Source organism: Siphonobacter sp. SORGH_AS_1065 (genome assembly GCF_030818595.1).
Taxonomy (GTDB): domain Bacteria; phylum Bacteroidota; class Bacteroidia; order Cytophagales; family Spirosomataceae; genus Siphonobacter.
This window is the reverse complement of the sequence record NZ_JAUTAM010000008.1, coordinates 381,775-402,104: the sequence shown is the minus strand read 5'-3', so window position 1 is coordinate 402,104 and position 20,330 is coordinate 381,775. Positions and strand designations below refer to the sequence as shown.

Below are 20,330 nucleotides of genomic sequence, written 5' to 3'. Positions count from 1 at the left end.
AGCGGGCGTAGGTACGGGCGGTACCGTTATGGGTATTAGCAACTATTTGAAGGAGCGAGATTCGTCGATCCGCATTCACCCTCTAGAGCCCGCCGAATCCCCTACGCTGACGACGGGTTATAAAGTAGGCTCTCACCGGATTCAGGGGATTTCGGATGAGTTTATTCCCGCCATCGTTCAACTCGATCGACTGGATGCAGTAGTGCAGGCTCACGATGGAGATGCCATTTTGATGGCTCAGAAATTATCCAGAGAACTCGGTCTGGCCGTTGGCATTTCCTCCGGTGCTAATGTGATTGGTGCCATTCGGCTGCAACAGCAGCTAGGTATCAATTCCTGCGTGGTAACCATCCTCTGCGATAGTAACAAGAAATACCTGAGCACGGATTTAGTAAAAACCGAACCCCTTAAAGAAGATTACCTGAGTCCGGTCATTACGTTCTCGGGCTATCGACCTATGCCTCGTTTAGCTACTCACCCGGCTTTGTTCTAGCCATCACTTTTTGAATTGATAGTAGACATGAAAAGAAGCTTATTCTTTTTACTGGTTTTGTTGTGCCCTTATTGCCAGGCTCAGCTATTTAACCCCGTTACCTGGGACTTCAAAGCGAAGGCCACCTCCCCTACGGAAGCCGTATTAACCTTTCAGGCTAAAATCTCCCGGCACTGGCACATTTACTCCCAGCATTTGGCCGATGGAGGCCCCGTGGCTACCTCTTTTGTTTTCAATCCAAGCAAGGAATATACCCTGGTGGGTAAGGTTGATGAAAAGTCAAACGTGGTGAAAGGCTTTGATAAGACCTTTCAAATGGATATTAGCTGGTTTGAAAATCAGGCCCTATTCACGCAAAAAATCAAACTTACGGGAAATAAAGCCACGGTTTCCGGCAAGTTGGAATTCATGGCTTGTGACGACGAACGCTGTTTACCTCCCGAAGAAGTAGCGTTTGATATTCCCGTGCAGGGGCTCAGTGAACCCGTAGCAGCCGTAACTCCGACAAAACCTGCCAGAGATTCCATTCCGCAAGCTAGCCAATCGCTGGTCAGCGATTCTATCACTATCGGTTCGAAGTCAGCGTCTGTGGACACGGCACAGGCTTACGAGTTACCAGTCGTTCAGGCGAACGAATCTCCCAAACCCGAAGAAGAATCTTTATGGGTAACCTTTGTAGCGGGATTGCTGGGGGGACTGGCCGCCATCTTCATGCCCTGCATTTTTCCGCTATTGCCCATGACGGTTAGCTTCTTTACCAAGCAGGCGGAATCCCGCTCCTCTGGTATTCGAAATGCCCTGCTCTATGGTCTGTCCATCATCGTTATCTATGTTTCACTAGGCTTATTGATTACGGTGCTGTTTGGAGCCGATGCTCTCAATAACCTCTCTACAAACGGCCTTTTCAACTTCGCCTTCTTTCTTTTGCTTGTCGTTTTCGCGGCTTCCTTTCTGGGTGCCTTCGAACTTATGCTGCCCAGTAGTTGGGCGAATAAGATGGATCAGAAAGCTGATCAGGGCGGTTTGCTGGGTATCTTTTTCATGGCAACCACCCTTTCGCTGGTTTCTTTCTCCTGCACCGGGCCCATCATTGGCACGCTGCTGGTGCAGGCCGCCGCTCAGGGAGCATTGCTAGGCCCGGCCATCGGCATGTTTGGCTTTGCATTGGCTCTGGCGTTGCCGTTTACCTTGTTTTCGCTGTTTCCTTCCGCTCTCAAATCCCTGCCTAAATCGGGCGGTTGGCTGAATTCCGTGAAAGTAACCCTGGGTATTCTGGAACTGGCTCTGGCTCTTAAATTCCTTTCCAACGTTGATCTGGCCTATCACTGGCAGTGGTTCGACCGGGAAGTGTTCCTCGTCCTCTGGATCATCCTTTTCGCTATTTTAGGATTCTATCTGCTGGGTAAACTCCGCTTTGCTCACGACTCAGCACTGGTAAGCCTTTCGGTGCCCCGTTTCTTTTTAGCCGTGATTTCGCTCAGTTTCTCGCTGTATATGGTTCCCGGACTTTGGGGGGCTCCCCTCAAAGCCATTGCTGCTTTTCTACCTCCCCAGCAAACGCAGGACTTTGATCTTTACTCGGCCAGTCTGGCTGGAAATTCGGGTAGTGCTCCCGTTTTTCACGAGAAACACAAATACAGCGATTTATTCCACGCTCCGTTGGGACTGAATGCCTATTTCGACTACGACGAAGCTTTGGCGGAAGCCCGGAAAACGGGCAAACCCCTCCTGATTGATTTTACGGGACATGCTTGTGTAAACTGTCGAAAAATGGAAGCTACCGTCTGGCCTGATCCGGCGGTACTCCAGACCATCCGGGAAAAGTACATTCTTTTACAGCTTTACGTGGATGATAAAACGGAGTTAGCTCCTGCCGAACAAACGGTTATCAATGGTAAAGAAATCAAAACCATCGGTAAGAAATGGAGTACGCTACAGGCTACCCGTTTTCAGGCTAACTCCCAGCCCTATTACGTGTTATTAGATCCGATTACTGAAAAACCTCGGGTTAAGCCCCAGGGAGCTAACTATGACATAACCGAGTTTCTGACGTTCCTTCATGCAGGGATTTCTAAACCTTAAATTGTTATTTTTTTCGAATAAGCTTCTTTAAGAAAAGCTTACAAATGGTTTGGAGAAGAGTGATCTTAAAACATTGATGGCTTTGTAAATTTCACTACCCTACCCATAGAAGTATCGATGATCTATTTAATTCTGACAAGATCATTACGCTTAAATTATTAGAGTAATAAAAAGGCCTTTCTTTTTGGAAAGGCTTTTTTATGGTTTCTAGCTTATCGAAACAAGTAGTAGAAATAGAAAATAAGTATTCTTACCCATGTACAAATACGCTAATTTAAATATGAATCTACAGGTAACAATTATGTAAATTCAGTCAAAATATTTAGGAAATTCCTTATAATAGAAGGAATCTCAATAATTACTTAATAAAAGCCTATAACCTGAAAAAGTCCATTTGGTAGAAGCGGCTTATCGTCAAAATCATTAGGTAAATTCGATAAAATTGATTATTCCTAGATAAATTGATGTTCTTTATTCCGTAAGATTATATAACTTAAAATATTAATATGAAGACAAAGCCTGTCAACGTTACAGGCTTTGTCTTTATTCATTTATTTCGTTTTCTTTAATTCAAAATTAGAGGGAACTTTAATTGGTGTTACTAATCTTCTAGTGGAAGATCCAGTTGAAGCACTCATTCCATCCATAGGCTCAAGTTCTGCCCGAAATGTATGTGTGTGTGCATCTAATTGAAGAGTTATTGCATATGATCTTTCAATATATCCAAAATATATAATACCTGTCAAAACATTGCCAGTCTTATCTTTTTCAGGAAGAGAAAGAGTTAAGGTAGATTTTTGCTCTTTAGGGCTAGACTTTATAAATTCATAAGAAGAATCTATGACTTTTCCATCTTTCTCAAAGCTATGATAGCCATTCAAGACTTCAACCTTAATATTTCCAGGTTGTGTCATAATATCTTTGAATAGATAAATTTTAAAAGTTTCTGATCCATTACTCCATTTCCACTCACCAACATGCTTATTTGCATTATCTGACTTATAAGTCGAGTTTAATCTTAGTGAAGATTGACTAAATGAATTATTGAACTTAAAAATAAAAGCGAATAGAATGCTAAGTAAGATGATTTTTTTCATAAAAGCTTATTTTAGAAATGACTTTTTAGTGACAAGGTGACGGAATAACATTCATATTATTATCCGTGGAAATGGGTGAAAAATTATTAAAATAATCATTACCTTTAAATAATTTCATTCCACTTTGTGAAATTTTCAGATAATTAGCCAATTTCTTTTCATTTTCTGCACCGTTATAATGGTGATTTATATTAAATGGCTCATTGGTATAACCTTCTTCAAAAGCCCTTTCAGTAATTAAAGTATTATTAGCCGGTGAAACATAATTTACCCAAGCTTGAAACTTTGTTAGATCATCCACAATTACAATATATGATCCCCAGGGGGTAACAACGCCTAGGTAAAAATTTTCAGGATTGCTCATATGTCCTTTTTTATACATATGAGCAATAAACAGTAGATCACCTGCAGAGAAAACAGAAGTTGATCTATAATCGTGATAATGGGAATGTATTACTCCATCAAGTGGTGGATTATAGTTGATTTGCACATATCTATCGCCTGGACTTCCTTCAGAAGCCAATGGAGTACTTCCTCCATTACTAAACGCATAAGCAACTTCATAAATTTTACCTAAGTTTTGCTTCAAATCCATCATATAAAGTCTCCAATGAGCATCTGCTGCCAATTTTTGAGCCATTTCACATGGATTTTTAGGAGAAATAGGTGCTGGGTTTGGATTAGGGCCACCAGGTACATAGCCGCTTCCTGGTGGTGGTGCTGGCGAACCTGGTTCTTCATATACTGCTTCCCATACATATTCTGAGAAAGAAAAGAACCATGTTATTTGTCCCCAGTTATCAAATCCATGCCAAATCCCTGGACAATGGTCACTAACATCTTTTAAAATACTTGTCCCAATTGCTAGGGCATCTGGGTCAATTTCTGAGTTTTGATACCTTCCTTGATAATAACATTTTAAAAATTGTTTATAATTCCAGTTACTGATTCTTCCTCCAGTATTAGCAAGTAAATCCCTGCCTAATTCTGTACGAAAAAATTTAATTTTTTTCCCTTGTTTTACTTCAAACCCATCTAAAAGATTAGCAGTTTCAAAATCATAATATCTAATTTCACCAGTGAAGTTATAGCCAGATACGTGATAATCATGCTCTGTTGATACCATTTCCATGACTCGAAAAATGGTATTCCCTGATTTGTCTTGATAGATAATTAGATATCTAGGAAAAGTAGAAAAAGTAGTAGATTTTGTATTCTTTCCTGTTGTATCTCTTGTTATATCAACAGTACTTAATTTCAGTGGCTTACTTTTAAGTAATACTTGTACAAAACCAGAACCATCTGAATATTCATATTCATTGGCCATTTCCCATGCAGGAGAACCAAAATCCTTTCTATTAGAGTTAGTCCTTATACCAGAAAACTTTTTTGTATATATACCTTTAGCTTCACTAATTGAAAATTTTGCATTTAGAGAATTTTCAAATTCGTTTAATGGAAGAATTTGTTTACAAGAAAAGAAAATACTTATCCCAAAAACTGATAAGATAAGTAAGTAAGACATTTGCCTTACAAGGGAAAATTTCATAAATATTTTATTATAGTTTATAGTGTTAAAACTGATACAATGATATCTTATTATGTATATACGTCATAGTAAAAATACGACAAATAGATATATTTAATAGATGTAAAGGCTATAATTAAAGTCGTAGTAATTAATTAATATTTAATGATTTCCTATATTACATAAGTAATTTGTAGATTGATAATTAATTTTTTCTAATATGTTATTAGAAATATATAGCCTTATACGAATTAAGGTACTTAATAAAATTTCAATAATATTAATTTATACCTATTAAGTAGATTATATCTACTTATATTTTATTAATGACAAATAATGATACAAAGCTCTATCTATGAAGGAGCCTTATTTTTTGAGCCTATTTTCGCTAAACCACTAGCCTCTTTTTTCCATAGGTAATTCAACCAGCCTTCATGATTTCTGACTCGCTCTACTTTATAGCGTTCATTCTTTGCTATTGGCAAAAAGGTAAGCCAAATTCTCTAATTAGAATTACTGGTAGGTATCTGCTCATTTTCTATTCAAGCCTAAACCTTTTCTTCCGTGGAAGATATTCCTAACCCTAAAGAGATGGGTACCGGATTTGTGAATAATCCGGCAGGTTTGTTATCACTGGCAAAGATGGATTCGTTCAATCATTTATTGACTGAATTAAACCGAAAAACGGTCATGGAAGCGGCGGCAGTGCTAGCAAAAGCTGGTAAGTTTAAATCAAAAAAGCGGTATCAGAACCTATCTGATACCGCCCGGTAATCTACTAATACGCTTAGAGACTTATTTTTTCTGTTGCGAAAGGAAAGTAACTAAAGATGCAAATTCTTCGTAAGACAGAGCATTGGCCAGTCCAGAAGGCATCATGGAATTTTCCATTTCCTTACGACTTAGAATATCCGAAGTCTTGATGGTATACACCGTTCCCGTGATGTCACGCATGATTACGCGGGTTGGGTTTTCTTCCGTTACAAAGCCCATGTAGCTCTTCTTGCCTTTTGCGGTAATCATGACCGTCGAGAAGCCCTGGGAAATAGAAGCATTAGGCTTCAGGATTGATTCGGCAATTTGCTCCCGCGTCATGATCGAGCCGATTTGTCCCATGAAAGGTCCTTTCATCGGTTCTGTTTTGCTCAGGCTATGGCAGGCAATACAACCCTGATTGGTAAAGAGCGTTTTACCCTTCGAAGGATCTCCTTTCAATTGAGCAATCGCCAGCATTACGTCTTCAATCGAAGATTCGCCTACCTGCCCTTTTTTATTCTTGATTTTCTCTAAATCAACCTTAGGTTCTTCTTTCACAGCCGCGACTTCTTCGCCACCAAATTCAGAAATACCTAAACGTAACTTCGCATTCAGATCCGCATACGCCTGTTTGTCTGAAGACTTTTTCCATTCCTGCGTCAGGAAGGTTTTGATGGCTGGGGAAGATTCCCAGGTGATCGCTTTGTAGTAAGGTCCATGTGTATCGGGACGCGTACTCCACCACCAACTAGCATCGTAAGGAGCTTCTTTGTGGTACAGACGAGCAACTGTCTGGAGAATTTGCTTCTTCAAAGCCGGATCGTTGCTCTTCTGATACGCCTGAATCAACCCGTTTACGGCTTTTGGCGAGTGCATGTAACGCAGGGCCCATAAAGCCAGCGTGGACTCATCTGTACCAATGGCCGCTACGCAAGCATCCACTGCCTGTAAGTTAACCAGAGCACGAACGGCTAAGTGTGGAGGTACAATGGCCGAATTCGGCGTCGCGTGTGGTCCTTCGGTACCTTTCGCCGGAGCGACAAAAGAAGCGGGAACTTTGGTTTTCAGAAGAGCCGTAGCCGCTTCGGGTTTACCTAAACGTCCGATACCAATAATCGCTGCCGTCTGCACGCGGGGAGAAGCATCGTTCAAGGCTTTCAGGAATGGATCGAGGGGGACCTGAGCGGCCCAGGCTTTGCGGTCAGAAAGGGCTTTCAAGGCATATTCACGCAGATCGGCGTCATTGGTATACGTTACCAGTTGGTTAATACCAGCCGCTCCGTTTAACTGAGCATAGGTGAACAACGCCGCTACCCGACTCGATAATTTCTCCTTGGTATCCGAAATGATTTTTGTAATCATCGGATTTGCTTCCTGAGCTGCTTTGCGGTTGATTAATTCCTGCTGAGCAGCCAGACGAGCCACGTTACTACCCGCTTTGAGCTGAGCTACGACGTCTGAAATGCTCGCTTTTCTTAAATCGTGGAAAGCCTTATACTTCCAGTCTTTGGGAACAACCCGAACGACATAGCCTTTGCCGGGATTACCCGAGTAACCCGCACCGTCCCAGGCCGCTAAATACGCCCGGCCCGAAGCATCCAGATCCACATCCGTGATTTGAGGTAACTTGATGAATTCTTCTTCCTGTTGCGTAAAAGTCGCCTTATCGGGCTTCACGCGGTGAATGAAAAGAAAGTTACGACCCCAGTCGGCCATTAAAGGCACCTGGTTGTAACGCTCAGGCCAGGTTTCATCGTCAATAAAGAACGAGCCCGTACCCGAACCGCCACCTAAGTCCACCAGAGCAGGGATGATCTCTTCCGTAAAATTCTGGAAAAAGACCGGATACCCGTACTCACCCGATTGTAAATGGTGAGAGAAACGAATATTCCAACCGCCGCCGTCATTGGTGTTATCCCGCGTGAACACATTCATGTAAGGGTCAATAGCGACATCATAAATGTTACGCGTACCGTGGGAGAAAATCTCCATTTCTGTGCCGTCTGGTCTTACCCGAACGATGCCGCCACCCAACATGGTCAGTTTTTTACCTGAACGGTCGGTAGCATTGTGGAAGCCAAAATCCCCCACAGCGATATAAATCCAACCATCAATACCCATGCGGATTCCGTTCGTAGCGTGGTCTACACCCCGGTTACGGATATACGCAGCATTACTGATGTGTTCAATCAACATTTTTGACGGACCGTCAGCGACACCGTCCTGATTTTTATCTTCAAAAACCACCAGATTCATCCCCGTAGCCAAACCGGTTTCGGGGGAGAAAGCCGCATGAAGCACGTATACTTTGTCGCCTTCGATCAGAATACCACGGGGGTTGTTTACTTCCGCAAAAACGGTGTGTTTATCTACCTTGCCATCATTATTTGAATCGACGAGCTGGACGATACTTCCTTTGCCGGGTTCTTTCCCAAGTGAACCCATTTTGTCAACTCCCACGTACACCTCTCCGGTTGGAGCAACTGCCAGACAGGCTGGACTGGGAGTTAAATTCGGGCCAGAAAAATAGGTCAAGTCCAATTCTTTCGGCCAGCTTACTCCTTTCAAGAGGGTATCAGAACTGGTCGTCATGCTCCGCTGGGGAACCTGAGACGGAGTAGACATTTTAAGTGCAGCAACTCCTAAAAAAAGAGCGGCAGTAACCAGCGGTACGGTAAGCTTTATCATACTAAAAAATCAAAGGGTAAAACAGGTTTAGAAACACGGCCTCAGTGATAGTACAAACGGTTTTCTTCACTATTAGAATATTAAGGGTTATATATACCCTGTTTTCGTGAAATCAACTTCCTTAGTACTTTAAAAGCCCAGACTGTTACCATTCCTGCATATGCATCAACATAAGGTTTCTTAACAAAAGAAATCTAATTATCTCATTAGTAATACCAAAAGCGACAAATTGACAAAATTGACACTTTATTTGACGAAAATCTACCCCTATTACGTCCAGCTTTCCTCGTATCTGTTGTAAAATACTATCATTTGCAAAGCAGGCTTGTCCGGCTTTTCTGAGCATCTCCTCCCTGATTATGGCTAGTGATTACCCAAAAATCTTTACTCAATCAGGCATTTCTTCATGATAAGTTAATCCAATTTCTAGTCAGTTAATACGAAGGGACACGCCTGTATAGCTGACCGGAAAAGCATAGGTTACCCCTCAGACAAGGTTCTTTCCTGCTTGTGAAGCGGGTCTTTTGCTGACTGACATATGCCTGAAACGACATATTCCAACACGTTTATATTAAGTAATACGCTTCTTCGCTCTAGACCACAGACGTGGAGCCTAACGGCAGATGGGAACCTGCCATTATTGATAGGAACGAGAGGGAATCTCGCACCAGTGGCCACTGGCTCATCCCGAAACGAAACGTTCATCCCAAACCAAGAGAAAACTTGGATTATCGTTTTTTTCAACGGGCTTCCAAGAAGACACTTCCCTAACCTATAAGACGAAAGAATTTTAAGATAAAATCACCTCCCTACCCGATTTGGTACTTACTTTTGCGGGTATGAGTCCACTTTTCAAATCCATTAGCGTTGTTTTCTTCACTGGCTTACTGCTGTTGAGGACGCTTATGGTACCTTTGATTCTGATGGACTTTGAGCTTCGGCACGATTACATTGCCAGCGAATTATGTGTCAATCGGGACAAGCCCCAATTGCATTGTGATGGCAAATGTTACTTGGCTAAAAAATTAAAAGCTGCTCAGGACTCGGAGGAAAAAGAAGCCAGCGGGCGACTGCTGAGTCAGTTACTGGAGGTTCCGGCTCAACTTACCCAAACCCATATTACCTTTCACTGCCCTACAGTTTCATCCGAACCGATTAATAGTACCTTTACTTACCTCTGTTTCTTCCCTTCCAGTCTGCCTACTGACATCTTCCGCCCCCCACAGCTAGGCTAATTTCAATGCTGCATTCCGTACGTTTTTTAGAATATCCGTGAGCTTTCTATCCTCATGGCTAAAAATCATTAAGGAAATACTTTCGGGCCTTCGCTTGGTCTGGAATGCTCCCTTGTACGTCTGACAGCCTCTTTTCTTTCCCTTTCTTAAGTCGTTGATTCCTTTTCAGGTAATCAACCCATTGCTTTTATTCTAGTCCATGAAATTCCATTTACTCGTTTTTCTTTGCCTTTGTGTAGGGCTGGCACCCGCTTACGCTCAATCGGGAACCCTAAAGGGTCGCCTGGTTACCTTTGAAAATGAACCTCTGGCGGGGGCTTCCCTTTCCTTTCAACCTACTACGCTTGGTACTCAAACCGATTCGGATGGTCATTTCAGTATCACCGGCATTCCTGCGGGGACTTACGTACTGATCGTATCGAACATAGGTTACCGGGCTCATACCCAAAATCTCACGATCCGACCCGGTAAGAATCCTTTTCTTAATCTGCAACTGTCAGAGAGCCGACAGGAATTAAAGGAGGTCATTGTCAGTGCAGCTAAAAGCCAATATCAGGTACTTGCCTCCGCTACCTCTACCCGTCTGGAGCAGCCGTTGCTAGCTACTCCGCAATCCGTGCAGGTAGTAAATGCTCAGGTACTTCAGGATCGGCAGGCCTTTACCCTTAATGACATTGCGGGCACCTTTACGGGCATGAAAGCCAATAACGGCAACGGTTCTTTTCAAATACGGGGCTTTACGGCTTATTCGCCTAACGACGCCAGCTTTTTACTCTACAATGGCATTCGGGGGAATCTGTTTCTCTGGAGCCAGCAACCGCTGCTTTACAACATTGAGTCCGTAGAGCTTTTGCGGGGTCCCTCAGGAGCTTTATTTAGTGAAGGTTCGCCGGGAGGAGTGGTTAACTTCATTACTAAAAAACCACTGGCTCAGAAAAAAGCCCGTGCGGATCTTTCGCTGGGTAGCTGGGCTTTTCGTCGGGTAGCCCTCGATTTTACCGGCCCTCTTTCTACCAATCAGAAGTTACTTTACCGGGCCATTATTGGCTATGACCGCTCGAAAAGTTTCAGGGATTATCAGGACAAAGAAAATCTGTTTGTAGCTCCTTCCCTGACGTATCTGATTAATACCCGCAGCTCGCTTCATCTGGAGCTTAATTATGCTTATCAGAAGGCTGTCCATCAGTACGATAACGGAAGCTACATTTATACCCGGCCCGATGGCAGCTTTGATTTTAACTATTACCCCAATCACCTGACGATTCAAAGTCCGACGGATTACGGACGCACGCACAACGCTTCTGCTACGCTAAGCTTTACCCATCAGCTGACAGATCAATTGAAACTGACTGTGGTGGAACGGGCCGTTCGAAACGTGTTGGACTTCACGGATCATATTCCGAGAGGCCGAATCCGAAATGATTCCATTAGTCGGGGGTATCAGGACTGGCAAACGGATCGCTTTAGTTTACAAACCACAGCCTTTGCCAGCTATACTGCTAAAACGGGAGCTATCGCTCATCAGGTAGTTGTAGGAGTGGATTATAACCGCTACGGCTGGACGAAGAATGATTACCAGTATAAAAATTCCACCCGAATTTCAATCCTTCATCCAGACTACTCGGGTAGTGTGCCCGATGCCTCAGTTCCTGCGATTGAAGCTGATGATAATAAGCGAATTACAAACTTGATGGGTGCTTACCTTCAGGATCAGATAAGCCTGGGGGAACGGGTGAAGGTATTACTTTCGCTTCGGTATGATTCGTACCAGGGGAAGGAGACGCCGCTATCCGACCGAGATAATAAGCAAGGAGATACTTTACAGGCTTCAGGATGGATTCCCCGGGTTGGCCTCGTGTACTTACCTGTTCCAAACGTATCCATTTATGGCACTTACTTAAAATCGTTCAACCCTCAAACGTCAACGAATGCCCTCGCAGGCGGCCCCTTCCCTACTCGTCAATCCACTCAGTTTGAAGTGGGTTCGAAAGCGGATTTGATTCAGGAACGCCTCTCCGCTACCTTATCCCTCTATCAGATTAATTACGCCAATATTCTGACGGCAGCTCCAACGCCGGAAAACTCACACCGTCAGGCTGCTATCGACGGTACCCGAAGCCGGGGAGCGGAATTCTCCCTGACGGGTAGCCTGGGGCCGATACATCTGATTGCCGGATATGCATTCAATGATCACGTGTTGGTGAGTACCAGCAGCTACGGAAAAAAGGGAGATCGCTTTGCTAATGCTCCCCGCCACCTGATGAATGGCTGGGCTAAGTATACATTTTCCTCCAAAGCCCTGAAAGGACTAGGATTGGCGGCAGGGGTTCGCTACGTGGGCGATCAGGTGGGACTTTTGAGCAATCAACATTTCATTTTTCCCGCTTACACCGTTTTTGATGCAGCCCTTTCCTACCAGCGGAGCCGGTATTTACTCCAGGTTAATGCCTATAACCTTACTAATCAGCATTACTTCACGGGTAGCCGCTCTAGTACGACGACGGCAGGTTTGGGTGATCCTTTCAATTTCCGGGCAGCCCTTAGCTATCAGCTCTGGTAAGGTAAGTAGTTGTTAGTTGACAGACTGATAGCCAACATTTTACAGCCGAACCATAGATTAGTAAACCATTACAAGAACTTAAATTCAATGTAGCGTTCTCTGGGAGTAATCTCTACGTTGAAGCTGATGAAGTACGATCAAACGAGTTAAAACGTTAAATGTATGAATAAAGGAAAACTCACTCGCCTCACCTTCACCCTTCATAGCTGGCTGGGATTTGTTAGTGGCATTTTCCTGCTGCTGCTGGGCCTGAGTGGTTCCGTGCTCGTCTTCCGTCATGAACTGGATCATTGGGCTAACCAAGAACTGTTACAGGTTTCCAGCCAAGGCAAAACGCTGGCTCCTGATCGACTTTCCCGGTGTTACCATACCATCGTTGACAAGTACGGTGATCTGGATGGCATTGCCTGGCTTAACCCAGAAGCAGGTCCTGATCAGGCTTATAATTTTAGAATTTACTATAACGATGCCCGCCTGTTTACGTATGATCTGGGTCTGATTTCATTTGACCCTTATTCGGGAGCCATTCTGAGAGAAGGCCCTTCCCGTTCGTTTACGCCCAGCTTCATCGAGTGGTTATTACAATTTCATTTCAGCTTTCAGTTGGGGATTCCCGGGGCGGCTCTGACCGCCATTTTCGGACTAACCATGCTGCTTTCGTTACTAACGGGAGTCATCGTTTACCGGAAAATGTTTTGGAAAGTACTTTCTTTCAGAATCAGGATTAACCGAAAAAACTGGCGAACCATCAGTTCCGATCTGCACCGAATCGTTGGCGTATGGTCTCTGCTTCTGAACGCCATTATTTTCTTTACGGGTTTTTACATGAATCTCTTTGCATTTGAAGCTAAAACCTGGCGGGGAGAAACGGTTCCTACCCAACCGAATACGCTGATGGCTGCCTCTCCCGATCAGATGTTAAAACAGGCTCTGAAAGCGTTCCCCGGACTCCAACCAAGCTATGTGTATTTACCCACTCAACCCACCCGTACATTTGAAGTTAGAGGTTATACCCCTAATCAGTGGAAACTTTGGGGGGCTGGTAATAACGTAAAAATAGATCAGCAAACGGGTAAGATCACCCGAATTTCACGTTTGCAGGATAAGTCAGTAGGAGAGCGAATCGAAGCCACTTTCTTTCCCCTGCACGTAGGTAACTACGGTGGTCTGCCCGTTAAGGTGCTTTACGTAATCATAGGATTAACCCCTGGACTGCTTTCAATAACAGGCTTTTTACTCGGGTGGCGACGTTTGAGAAAACCCGCAAAAGCTCAGGTTAGCCCTGCTTTCAAGCCACGTCCATTACTAAAAAGATAACGATGCTTTAAAATAAGAGCTATGAGTCCATTTGTTAAATCCATTAGCGTCATTTTTCTGACTGGCTTATTGCTAGTGAGGGCCTTGGTGGTGCCTGCGATTTTGATGGACTTTGAACTTCGTAAAGACTATATTATTAAATATTACTGCGAAAACAGAAACCGACCCGAGCTACACTGCGATGGCAAGTGTTACCTGGCTAAAAAACTCAAAGCCACTCAGGAATCGCAGGAAAAAGAAGCTAGTCAGCGTTTACTAACGCAGGTTCTGGAAGTCCCTGACCAACTTAGCCACTGGCAGTTTACCTTCGAAGCCCCGGACTTCGAATCTACGGCAGTACCGTTCCCTTTTTTCTATCATCGTTTCTTTCCTTCGGCTGAAAAAAACGGCCTTTTCCGTCCCCCCAGGCCTTAAACGTCCCTACTGTCTGTGCTTATTCTTCCTGTTCGGGATTCTCCCGAACATAGGGTACGTATATGCTTATAAGTTAACCATTACCGTACGCTAGTGGAAGAAATCAGGAACATCCCGGTGCAAAACGGAGCGTTCTAATCGCGAGCCTGCTGGAGCCGCAGGATATCCTTATTTGATCATAAATTCTTACGGACGGGACCTTTCGAACCATCCGAATTTCAGAATCCATTTTTATACTTTTCTAATGAAAACTATTTTCTTCTTTATCATCTTAATCGGAGGCTTGTTTCTAAGCAGTTGCTCGGAAAAGAAGACGGCTTTGAAAGATGAAGTCATGGCTATTCATGACAGCATTATGCCCCGCATGAGTGAGCTTATGGACTTGCAGGAAACCCTAACACTAGAGCTGACACAGACGGATAGCTTGTTGGCAGCCCATCCCGCTGATTCCGCGTTAATATCTCGTCAAAGCCAGCTACAACGCCTGATTGCTAACCTCAAAGGGGCTGATCAGGCCATGATGCACTGGATGCACGAATACAACGCCGATACATTAACCAAACTAGAGGCAAAACAGGCCGATCTGTATCTGCAAAACCAGAAAAAAGCCATTGAAACGGTGAGGGATCAAATGCAGAAGAGTATTACGGACGCTCAAACTTTTCGACCATGAGAAAGCTACTTTACGTTTTTCTAATGGGCCTTCTACCTTCCTGCCAATCAGAAGAGGCGAAACTCCCCCTATTGGGTACTCCTCACGAGGTTGAGGTGAATGGTAAACTTACGCAGGTATATCCCAGCATTCCTGATTTTAGCTTCGTTAATCAAAACGGCGATACGGTAAGGCAACGCGATCTGAAGGGGAAAATCTACGTAGCTGATTTTTTCTTTACCACGTGTCCCACGATCTGCCCGATCATGAAACGCAATCTGTTAAAGGTCTATAAAGCTACTACGATCCAACTGCTTTCGCACACCATTGATCCCGATCATGATACCCCCGCCATCTTAAAGCGATATGCCCATGATTTGGGAGTCGTGGATACCCGCTGGCAGTTTGTAACCGGGGATCGGAAAAAGATTTACGAACTAGGTGAGAAACATTACCTGATTACCGCACAGCAGGATTCCACACAACCCGGTGGTTACATTCACAGTGGTCACTTTATACTCGTGGACCCTAATGGTCACGTCAGGGGACTGTTTGATGGGACTTCTGACGAAGGCACCCAACAGACCATTGAAGCCATCGCCCTTTTGAAAAAAGAGTTTCCTAACTAATTAAAATAGCATGAACATCCGATTTATTCTTGTCATTGGTTTATTCAGCAGTCTACCCGCCGCTGCCCAAAGCAAACCACCCGCCGACGTAGAAAAGATTTTACAAAAACACGCCTGTCTAACTTGTCATCAGATAGATACCCGAGTGGTAGGCCCCGCGTATAAAGAAGTAGCCAGGAAAAAATACAAGCCCGAGCAAATCGTGGCTTTAATCCACAAACCGGACCCTTCGCACTGGCCCGGCTACCCTCCGATGTCTCCCATGCCGCAGGTGCCCAAAGAAGATGCTTTAAAAGTAGCCAGGTGGATTAACTCACTGACTGTTTCAAAGAAGTAATTGAATCTCAACGCGTTTTATTTTATTTAGTTTAATAGGTTGATAGGCTTCCCCTTTTAGAGGAAGCCTATTTCGTGTATAATGTATTTTCAGTAACCCTTCTGAGCACCAAACTAACAAAGTCATGTTCTATTCTAAACTTTTAGCTATGAAAAGAATCTTATTTCTGGCAGGGTTCTCGCCGCAAGTACCAACCCTTTTTAGTTGGCTAGTGAACATTCACCCGGTTCAAGAGCGTTAATACCCGGCATAACCCTTATGCCAATCATCAGATTACTATTACGCTTATGAAAATAGCATTTAGAGTAGGTATCTCATTCAAGCTCATTAAAGAAGATTTGACAAGTCATCAGTGCTTTGAATAGCTCACCAGGTACACTAATTTTCGTTCGATATTTAGCCTTTCATTAACTATTCTATAAAAGACACTTCATCAAATGTTTTTTCAACCCCGCCCACTTGTAAATACCTGTCGGAAATTCGTGTCATTTTTTCTGACCTGTTTTTTACTGCTTATCATGCTGGGAGAGGCGGAGGCTCAAACCGTTACGTCCGTTTCGGGTCGGGTACTTGACTACTTATATAACCAGATTGGTGATTATAACGGGCTTCGCCTGAAGCCTTCAAAAGGGAGTGAAGTGGATGTATTTTTTCCACCTCACACAGCCGCCCGGATTCGCCGACAAGCGGCAATCGGACAACAGGTTAAGGTTGATCTTGATCCCAGCCCTAATGGACCACCGCACCCCGGACCCGTTCTAGCTAAACCCACACGGAAGAATCAGTCCGTTATTCCGGCCTTTCGCTTAATTCGGTTGCAAAATCAACGTTTAAAAACCACCTTATCGATCTCTGATCTCCCTTCTCCCCTACCTCAATCAGGGCCGCTGGTTCAGTCAGAGGGACCAGTGGTAGGACAAATGCACGATGAGCAGGGCCGATTAATAGCATTACTAACCAACAAATACTTAATCGAATTAAAACCTCACCAGTCCGAACAAATTAGTGCTCTGCTCGTGGGAGCCCAACGGTTGAGAGTTACCGGATTCGAGCGAATGTCTAATGGCTTTGTTAATCGGACGGGCCGCCCTTTATTACACCCGACTTCTTTAACCATTCACGGCCAAACGTTTGCACTTTAATGAAAATATTGCTGATCGACGACGAAGAAAAATTAGTCCTACACCTGCAAAAAGGACTTCGGCAGGCTGGTTACACGGTAGACATAGCCTTATCAGCGGCGACGGGTCTGGAAATGGCCGCAGTTGGGGGATATGATTTGATTTTGCTAGATCTGATGTTACCTGGTACAACTGGTTTCGATGTACTGCGTACGCTGCGGGCCTTTGGCATTGAAGTCCCCGTGATGATCCTGAGTGCCCTCAATCAGTCCAAGCACGTAGTTGAAGGACTGGATTTGGGGGCAGTCGATTATCTGCGTAAACCCTTCGAACTTGACGAACTATTAGCTCGCATTCGAACGGTTCAACGTAATCATGCTGGAAGCAGACTTCCCGTGTGGAGAGTCGAAGATCTGACGATGGATCTTGCCAGTCGGCAGGTAAGTCGGGCGGGCCAATCGATTGCCTTAACCCCCCGCGAATATCAATTGCTGGAGCAGTTGATGCGTCAGGCCGGGCGGGTCATCACGAAGGCACAGTTAACCGAAAAAGTATGGGAGTCGGATTTTGACCGGGGTAGTAATGTCGTGGAAGTTCATGTGCACCAGCTTCGCAAAAAGATTGACCGGGGGTTTTCGATTCCTTTGCTCGAAACGGTCGTGGGGGTTGGATACCGACTCCGGGGGAAGCTTGAAACGAACTAAATCTATGGCATTGATAAGGCCCGTTCAGAGCATTCGATTAAAAATAGGTCTGGTATTCGGGATTACTTTTTTCCTGGGATTTGCCGGAGCCGCTACCTACGTGTTCTACGAAGTAAAAAAAGTATTGATTCAGCAGGAAAATCGGTCCTTAACCGACCGGGCAACCCGGCTATCCGAAAGGACATCTCTCTACCCGCTGGTCATTCCCTTGCCGGACCGGGGGGAAGTTATATCACTCTGGTACACCACCGGGGGAGTCGCCAGACGGCTCTATCAGTCTCCGACATTTCCCGCTTCTGCCCCTAATCTGGGTAGTAAGGCTGTCTTTCAATCAGATACGTTTCAACTGGCTCGTTACGTTCGAAGCGTTGAAGGCGGCTACGGAAAACTAACCACTGTTGTTGGGCACAGCAACCAGCCTCTGGCTCATCAACTCCTGTCCATTGGCTGGTTACTCATTAGTTCTTTACTACTGAGTATGATCCTATCCGGGCTGGGAGCCTGGTGGTTGAGTGGCTGGCTGTTACAACCGCTGAAAACGATCATTAAATCGGCTCGTTCCGTCAATCTGGCCGACGAGGTTACCCCCATTCCAACGCCAAACTCTAATGACGAATTACAGGAATTAGCTGATACGATTAACGATATGCTCGCTCGCATTCGGCAGGCTATCGATACCCAGCATAACTTTTTTGCGGCGGCTTCACACGAATTACGTACCCCACTCAGCATTTTACGTACTGAAATTGAAGTGGCCCAGCGGGAAGCAACTCAAGATGAGGATCGCCGTTTTTTAGCTAGTCAACTATCGGAGTTACGTCGATTGAGTCGCCTGGTAGATGATTTACTGGCGATGAGTCAATTGCGTGCCGGTACGCTGCAACTTCGCCCCGAACCCATTGAACTGGATGACCTGACGCTGCATCTGATGGAGCGGTATCACTCATCCATCAATCAGCGGCAGCTTTACCTGGCGATTCATTTGGATGATACCACCCCCTCCTTCACCATTCAGGCCGATCTGGATAAGTTAACGAATGTATTATTGAATTTACTGGACAATGCGGTTAAATACGCCCAGCCCAATACCCAGCTCGATCTACGCATTTCTACTGACAATGAACTAATTATCTGGTCAATAACTAACCTGACAAATGTTCCCATTCCAGATCCTGATCGGTTGACCCGAGAGTTTTATCAGGTCGATAGCCGACATGACGGGTATGGCTTAGGTCTCTGGATCAGCCATCAGATTATTCGGTTGATGGGGGGCTCCCTCACGCTAGCCGCAAAAGATAATACGTTTCGGGCTGAAATCTCCTTTAAAAAGGCTAAAGCCAACTTCAATTAAAAGCGAGTTTCAGCCTACTCTGATTCATGAATGAGAGCAGCCTGAGTAATAATATACACGTAAAATTCATCGGATTCACGTTGGTCCTGTAACGTGAATCCGATGAATCTTATCAAGAATGAGAAGCTTCACTGTTTTACTACTAGCGGACTAAGTAGGACTGTCCGTTAACTGTGATTGTTGAAGCCTCAACGACGGTTTGCTTGGTTAATTGAACCTGTCCTTCTCCAATCGGGCGTACATAGCCATCCACCGAAATCGTACTTCCTTTAGGAGCAATCGTCAGGAGTTGAGACGCAATGTGAGGGGGCACCTTTACGAGCATCTGGTCACTCATTTTCAGTCCAGTAGCCTGTCCTTGTAGGTCTAATTGATAATCGATTACTTTTCCTTTCACACTAATCGACTTTGGTGTGGGAAGTACCGCCGGGGCTGCGGGTGGGGCATCATTCACTACCGTTTGTCCATTGGTTAAACTCACCAGACGGAAAACCTCTACCCCTTCGGGGGTAACCTCAGATACGCCGGTTACGGTCAGCTTACTTCCTGGTTTTCCAGCGGCCTGAATAGCCTGACCCAGGTGAGCAGGAAACCGAACTGCCACTGTTTTTGAATCTGTATTCAGCGTAAATCCATCCAGAATAGATTCGTCATTGGCGGTAAATTGCTGAATCGTACCCGACAAATTGGTTAGGGCTACAATGCCGGGTGTTTGCGGAGGACGAGGACCAGCCAGAGCCATTGGACCAGGGCCGCCGGGTCTGGGACCAACAGGGGGTTGTGCCTGAGCAGTAAACGTGGCGGTTAGTCCGACCAGTAAAAGCAGAAATGGGATTGGGTTGTTGCGTTTCATAACAGTAATAATTTGATTACGCTAGCAAACCTACCGTACCCATCTAAGGATGATCTGAGGAAAGTATTAATTTTTCTTAAGGTCAAAAAATGTACTTTATTTAAAACCGCAGTCTGCCGGATTTTCAGCATTCGAACGTGGTAATGCATGTATTAGCTCCAAAGTAACCCCTAATAAAGAACGACCCTTTGGATATTAAATGGTAAACCCTTAAGTTTATAGATTTATATTATAAGCTTTAATCAAGCTTTACGAAGTAACAGTGCAGGTAACGGGGCCGTGAGGTCCGCTGCTGATTACCTATTGTTTTTTAAATGCCCTCATCTTTACTAAACTTCATCAAGCAGATCTCAATGGTCTATTTTAATGATACTCCCTAGTGGTTCATTCCACTAGCTACGGTGAGGAAGGATCTTCCTCATCCGCTTCCCAATAATCTTCAGCTTTATTAAAACTTTTTATTACTACCTATCGCTTTTTTTTTCATCCTATGTTTTTAGTATAATTTCTTAA

The 20,330-nt window shown here is 44.5% G+C and carries 17 protein-coding genes; 13 read left to right on the top strand and 4 right to left on the bottom strand.

The annotated features are described in order from the left end of the window. Together QE390_RS24035 and QE390_RS24030 are read left to right on the top strand one after the other, a co-directional pair. Positions 1-493 (top strand): pyridoxal-phosphate dependent enzyme (locus QE390_RS24035; RefSeq protein WP_307144247.1); only part of this gene is annotated, 493 nt, incomplete at its 5' end. A gap of 27 nt (positions 494-520) precedes the next feature. Further along, a complete protein-coding gene (locus tag QE390_RS24030; RefSeq protein ID WP_307144246.1) occupies positions 521-2,575 on the top strand; it encodes a protein-disulfide reductase DsbD in 2,055 nt (684 codons plus the stop codon). 551 nt (positions 2,576-3,126) lie between these two features. Here QE390_RS24030 and QE390_RS24025 read toward each other — a convergent pair. Both QE390_RS24025 and QE390_RS24020 read right to left on the bottom strand, forming a co-directional pair. Beyond that, a complete protein-coding gene (locus QE390_RS24025; RefSeq protein ID WP_307144245.1) occupies positions 3,127-3,672 on the bottom strand; it encodes a DUF6705 family protein in 546 nt (181 codons plus the stop codon). A 25-nt stretch (positions 3,673-3,697) separates the two neighbouring features. Then, entirely contained in the window at positions 3,698-5,221 is a 1,524-nt protein-coding gene (locus QE390_RS24020) for a hypothetical protein (protein ID WP_307144244.1), read from the bottom strand. A 543-nt stretch (positions 5,222-5,764) separates the two neighbouring features. On the opposite strand from QE390_RS24020, the gene QE390_RS24015 reads away from it, so the two are divergent. Further along, positions 5,765-5,974 carry a hypothetical protein gene (locus QE390_RS24015; protein ID WP_307144243.1) on the top strand — a complete coding sequence of 70 codons (210 nt, stop codon included), beginning with the start codon at positions 5,765-5,767 and terminating at the stop codon, positions 5,972-5,974. A gap of 21 nt (positions 5,975-5,995) precedes the next feature. On the opposite strand, the gene QE390_RS24010 is transcribed toward QE390_RS24015, so the two are convergent. Next, the gene (locus QE390_RS24010; RefSeq protein WP_307144242.1) at positions 5,996-8,644 is read right to left on the bottom strand and encodes a HEAT repeat domain-containing protein; all 2,649 of its coding nucleotides are present in this window, start codon (positions 8,642-8,644) and stop codon (positions 5,996-5,998) included. Between the two features lie 839 nt (positions 8,645-9,483). Between QE390_RS24010 and QE390_RS24005 the strand changes: the two genes are divergently transcribed. The 10 genes from QE390_RS24005 to QE390_RS23960 all read left to right on the top strand — a co-directional run bounded on the left by QE390_RS24005 (position 9,484) and on the right by QE390_RS23960 (position 18,964). Then, complete coding sequence (locus QE390_RS24005; RefSeq protein ID WP_307144241.1) at positions 9,484-9,879, top strand: hypothetical protein; 396 nt, start codon at positions 9,484-9,486, stop codon at positions 9,877-9,879. A 199-nt stretch (positions 9,880-10,078) separates the two neighbouring features. Beyond that, entirely contained in the window at positions 10,079-12,439 is a 2,361-nt protein-coding gene (locus QE390_RS24000; protein ID WP_307144240.1) for a TonB-dependent receptor, read from the top strand. A gap of 162 nt (positions 12,440-12,601) precedes the next feature. Then, complete coding sequence (locus QE390_RS23995) at positions 12,602-13,756, top strand: PepSY domain-containing protein (protein ID WP_307144239.1); 1,155 nt, start codon at positions 12,602-12,604, stop codon at positions 13,754-13,756. A 21-nt stretch (positions 13,757-13,777) separates the two neighbouring features. After that, on the top strand, positions 13,778-14,170 hold the full coding sequence (locus tag QE390_RS23990) for a hypothetical protein (RefSeq protein ID WP_307144238.1): 393 nt from the start codon (positions 13,778-13,780) through the stop codon (positions 14,168-14,170). 244 nt (positions 14,171-14,414) lie between these two features. Continuing rightward, positions 14,415-14,843: a viral A-type inclusion protein gene (locus QE390_RS23985; protein ID WP_307144237.1), complete on the top strand. Its 429-nt coding sequence runs from the start codon at positions 14,415-14,417 to the stop codon at positions 14,841-14,843. Then, the gene (locus tag QE390_RS23980; RefSeq protein ID WP_307144236.1) at positions 14,840-15,451 is read left to right on the top strand and encodes an SCO family protein; all 612 of its coding nucleotides are present in this window, start codon (positions 14,840-14,842) and stop codon (positions 15,449-15,451) included. The genes QE390_RS23985 and QE390_RS23980 overlap by 4 nt, the downstream gene beginning before the upstream one ends. A 10-nt stretch (positions 15,452-15,461) precedes the next feature. Further along, the gene (locus tag QE390_RS23975; protein WP_307144235.1) at positions 15,462-15,788 is read left to right on the top strand and encodes a c-type cytochrome; all 327 of its coding nucleotides are present in this window, start codon (positions 15,462-15,464) and stop codon (positions 15,786-15,788) included. Between the two features lie 482 nt (positions 15,789-16,270). Continuing rightward, entirely contained in the window at positions 16,271-16,930 is a 660-nt protein-coding gene (locus tag QE390_RS23970) for a hypothetical protein (protein ID WP_307144234.1), read from the top strand. After that, the gene (locus tag QE390_RS23965) at positions 16,930-17,613 is read left to right on the top strand and encodes a response regulator transcription factor (protein ID WP_106636071.1); all 684 of its coding nucleotides are present in this window, start codon (positions 16,930-16,932) and stop codon (positions 17,611-17,613) included. The genes QE390_RS23970 and QE390_RS23965 overlap by 1 nt, the downstream gene beginning before the upstream one ends. A 4-nt stretch (positions 17,614-17,617) precedes the next feature. Beyond that, positions 17,618-18,964: a HAMP domain-containing sensor histidine kinase gene (locus QE390_RS23960; RefSeq protein WP_307144233.1), complete on the top strand. Its 1,347-nt coding sequence runs from the start codon at positions 17,618-17,620 to the stop codon at positions 18,962-18,964. 142 nt (positions 18,965-19,106) lie between these two features. On the opposite strand, the gene QE390_RS23955 is transcribed toward QE390_RS23960, so the two are convergent. Next, a complete protein-coding gene (locus QE390_RS23955) occupies positions 19,107-19,817 on the bottom strand; it encodes a hypothetical protein (protein WP_307144232.1) in 711 nt (236 codons plus the stop codon). Between the last annotated feature and the right edge of the window lie 513 nt (positions 19,818-20,330).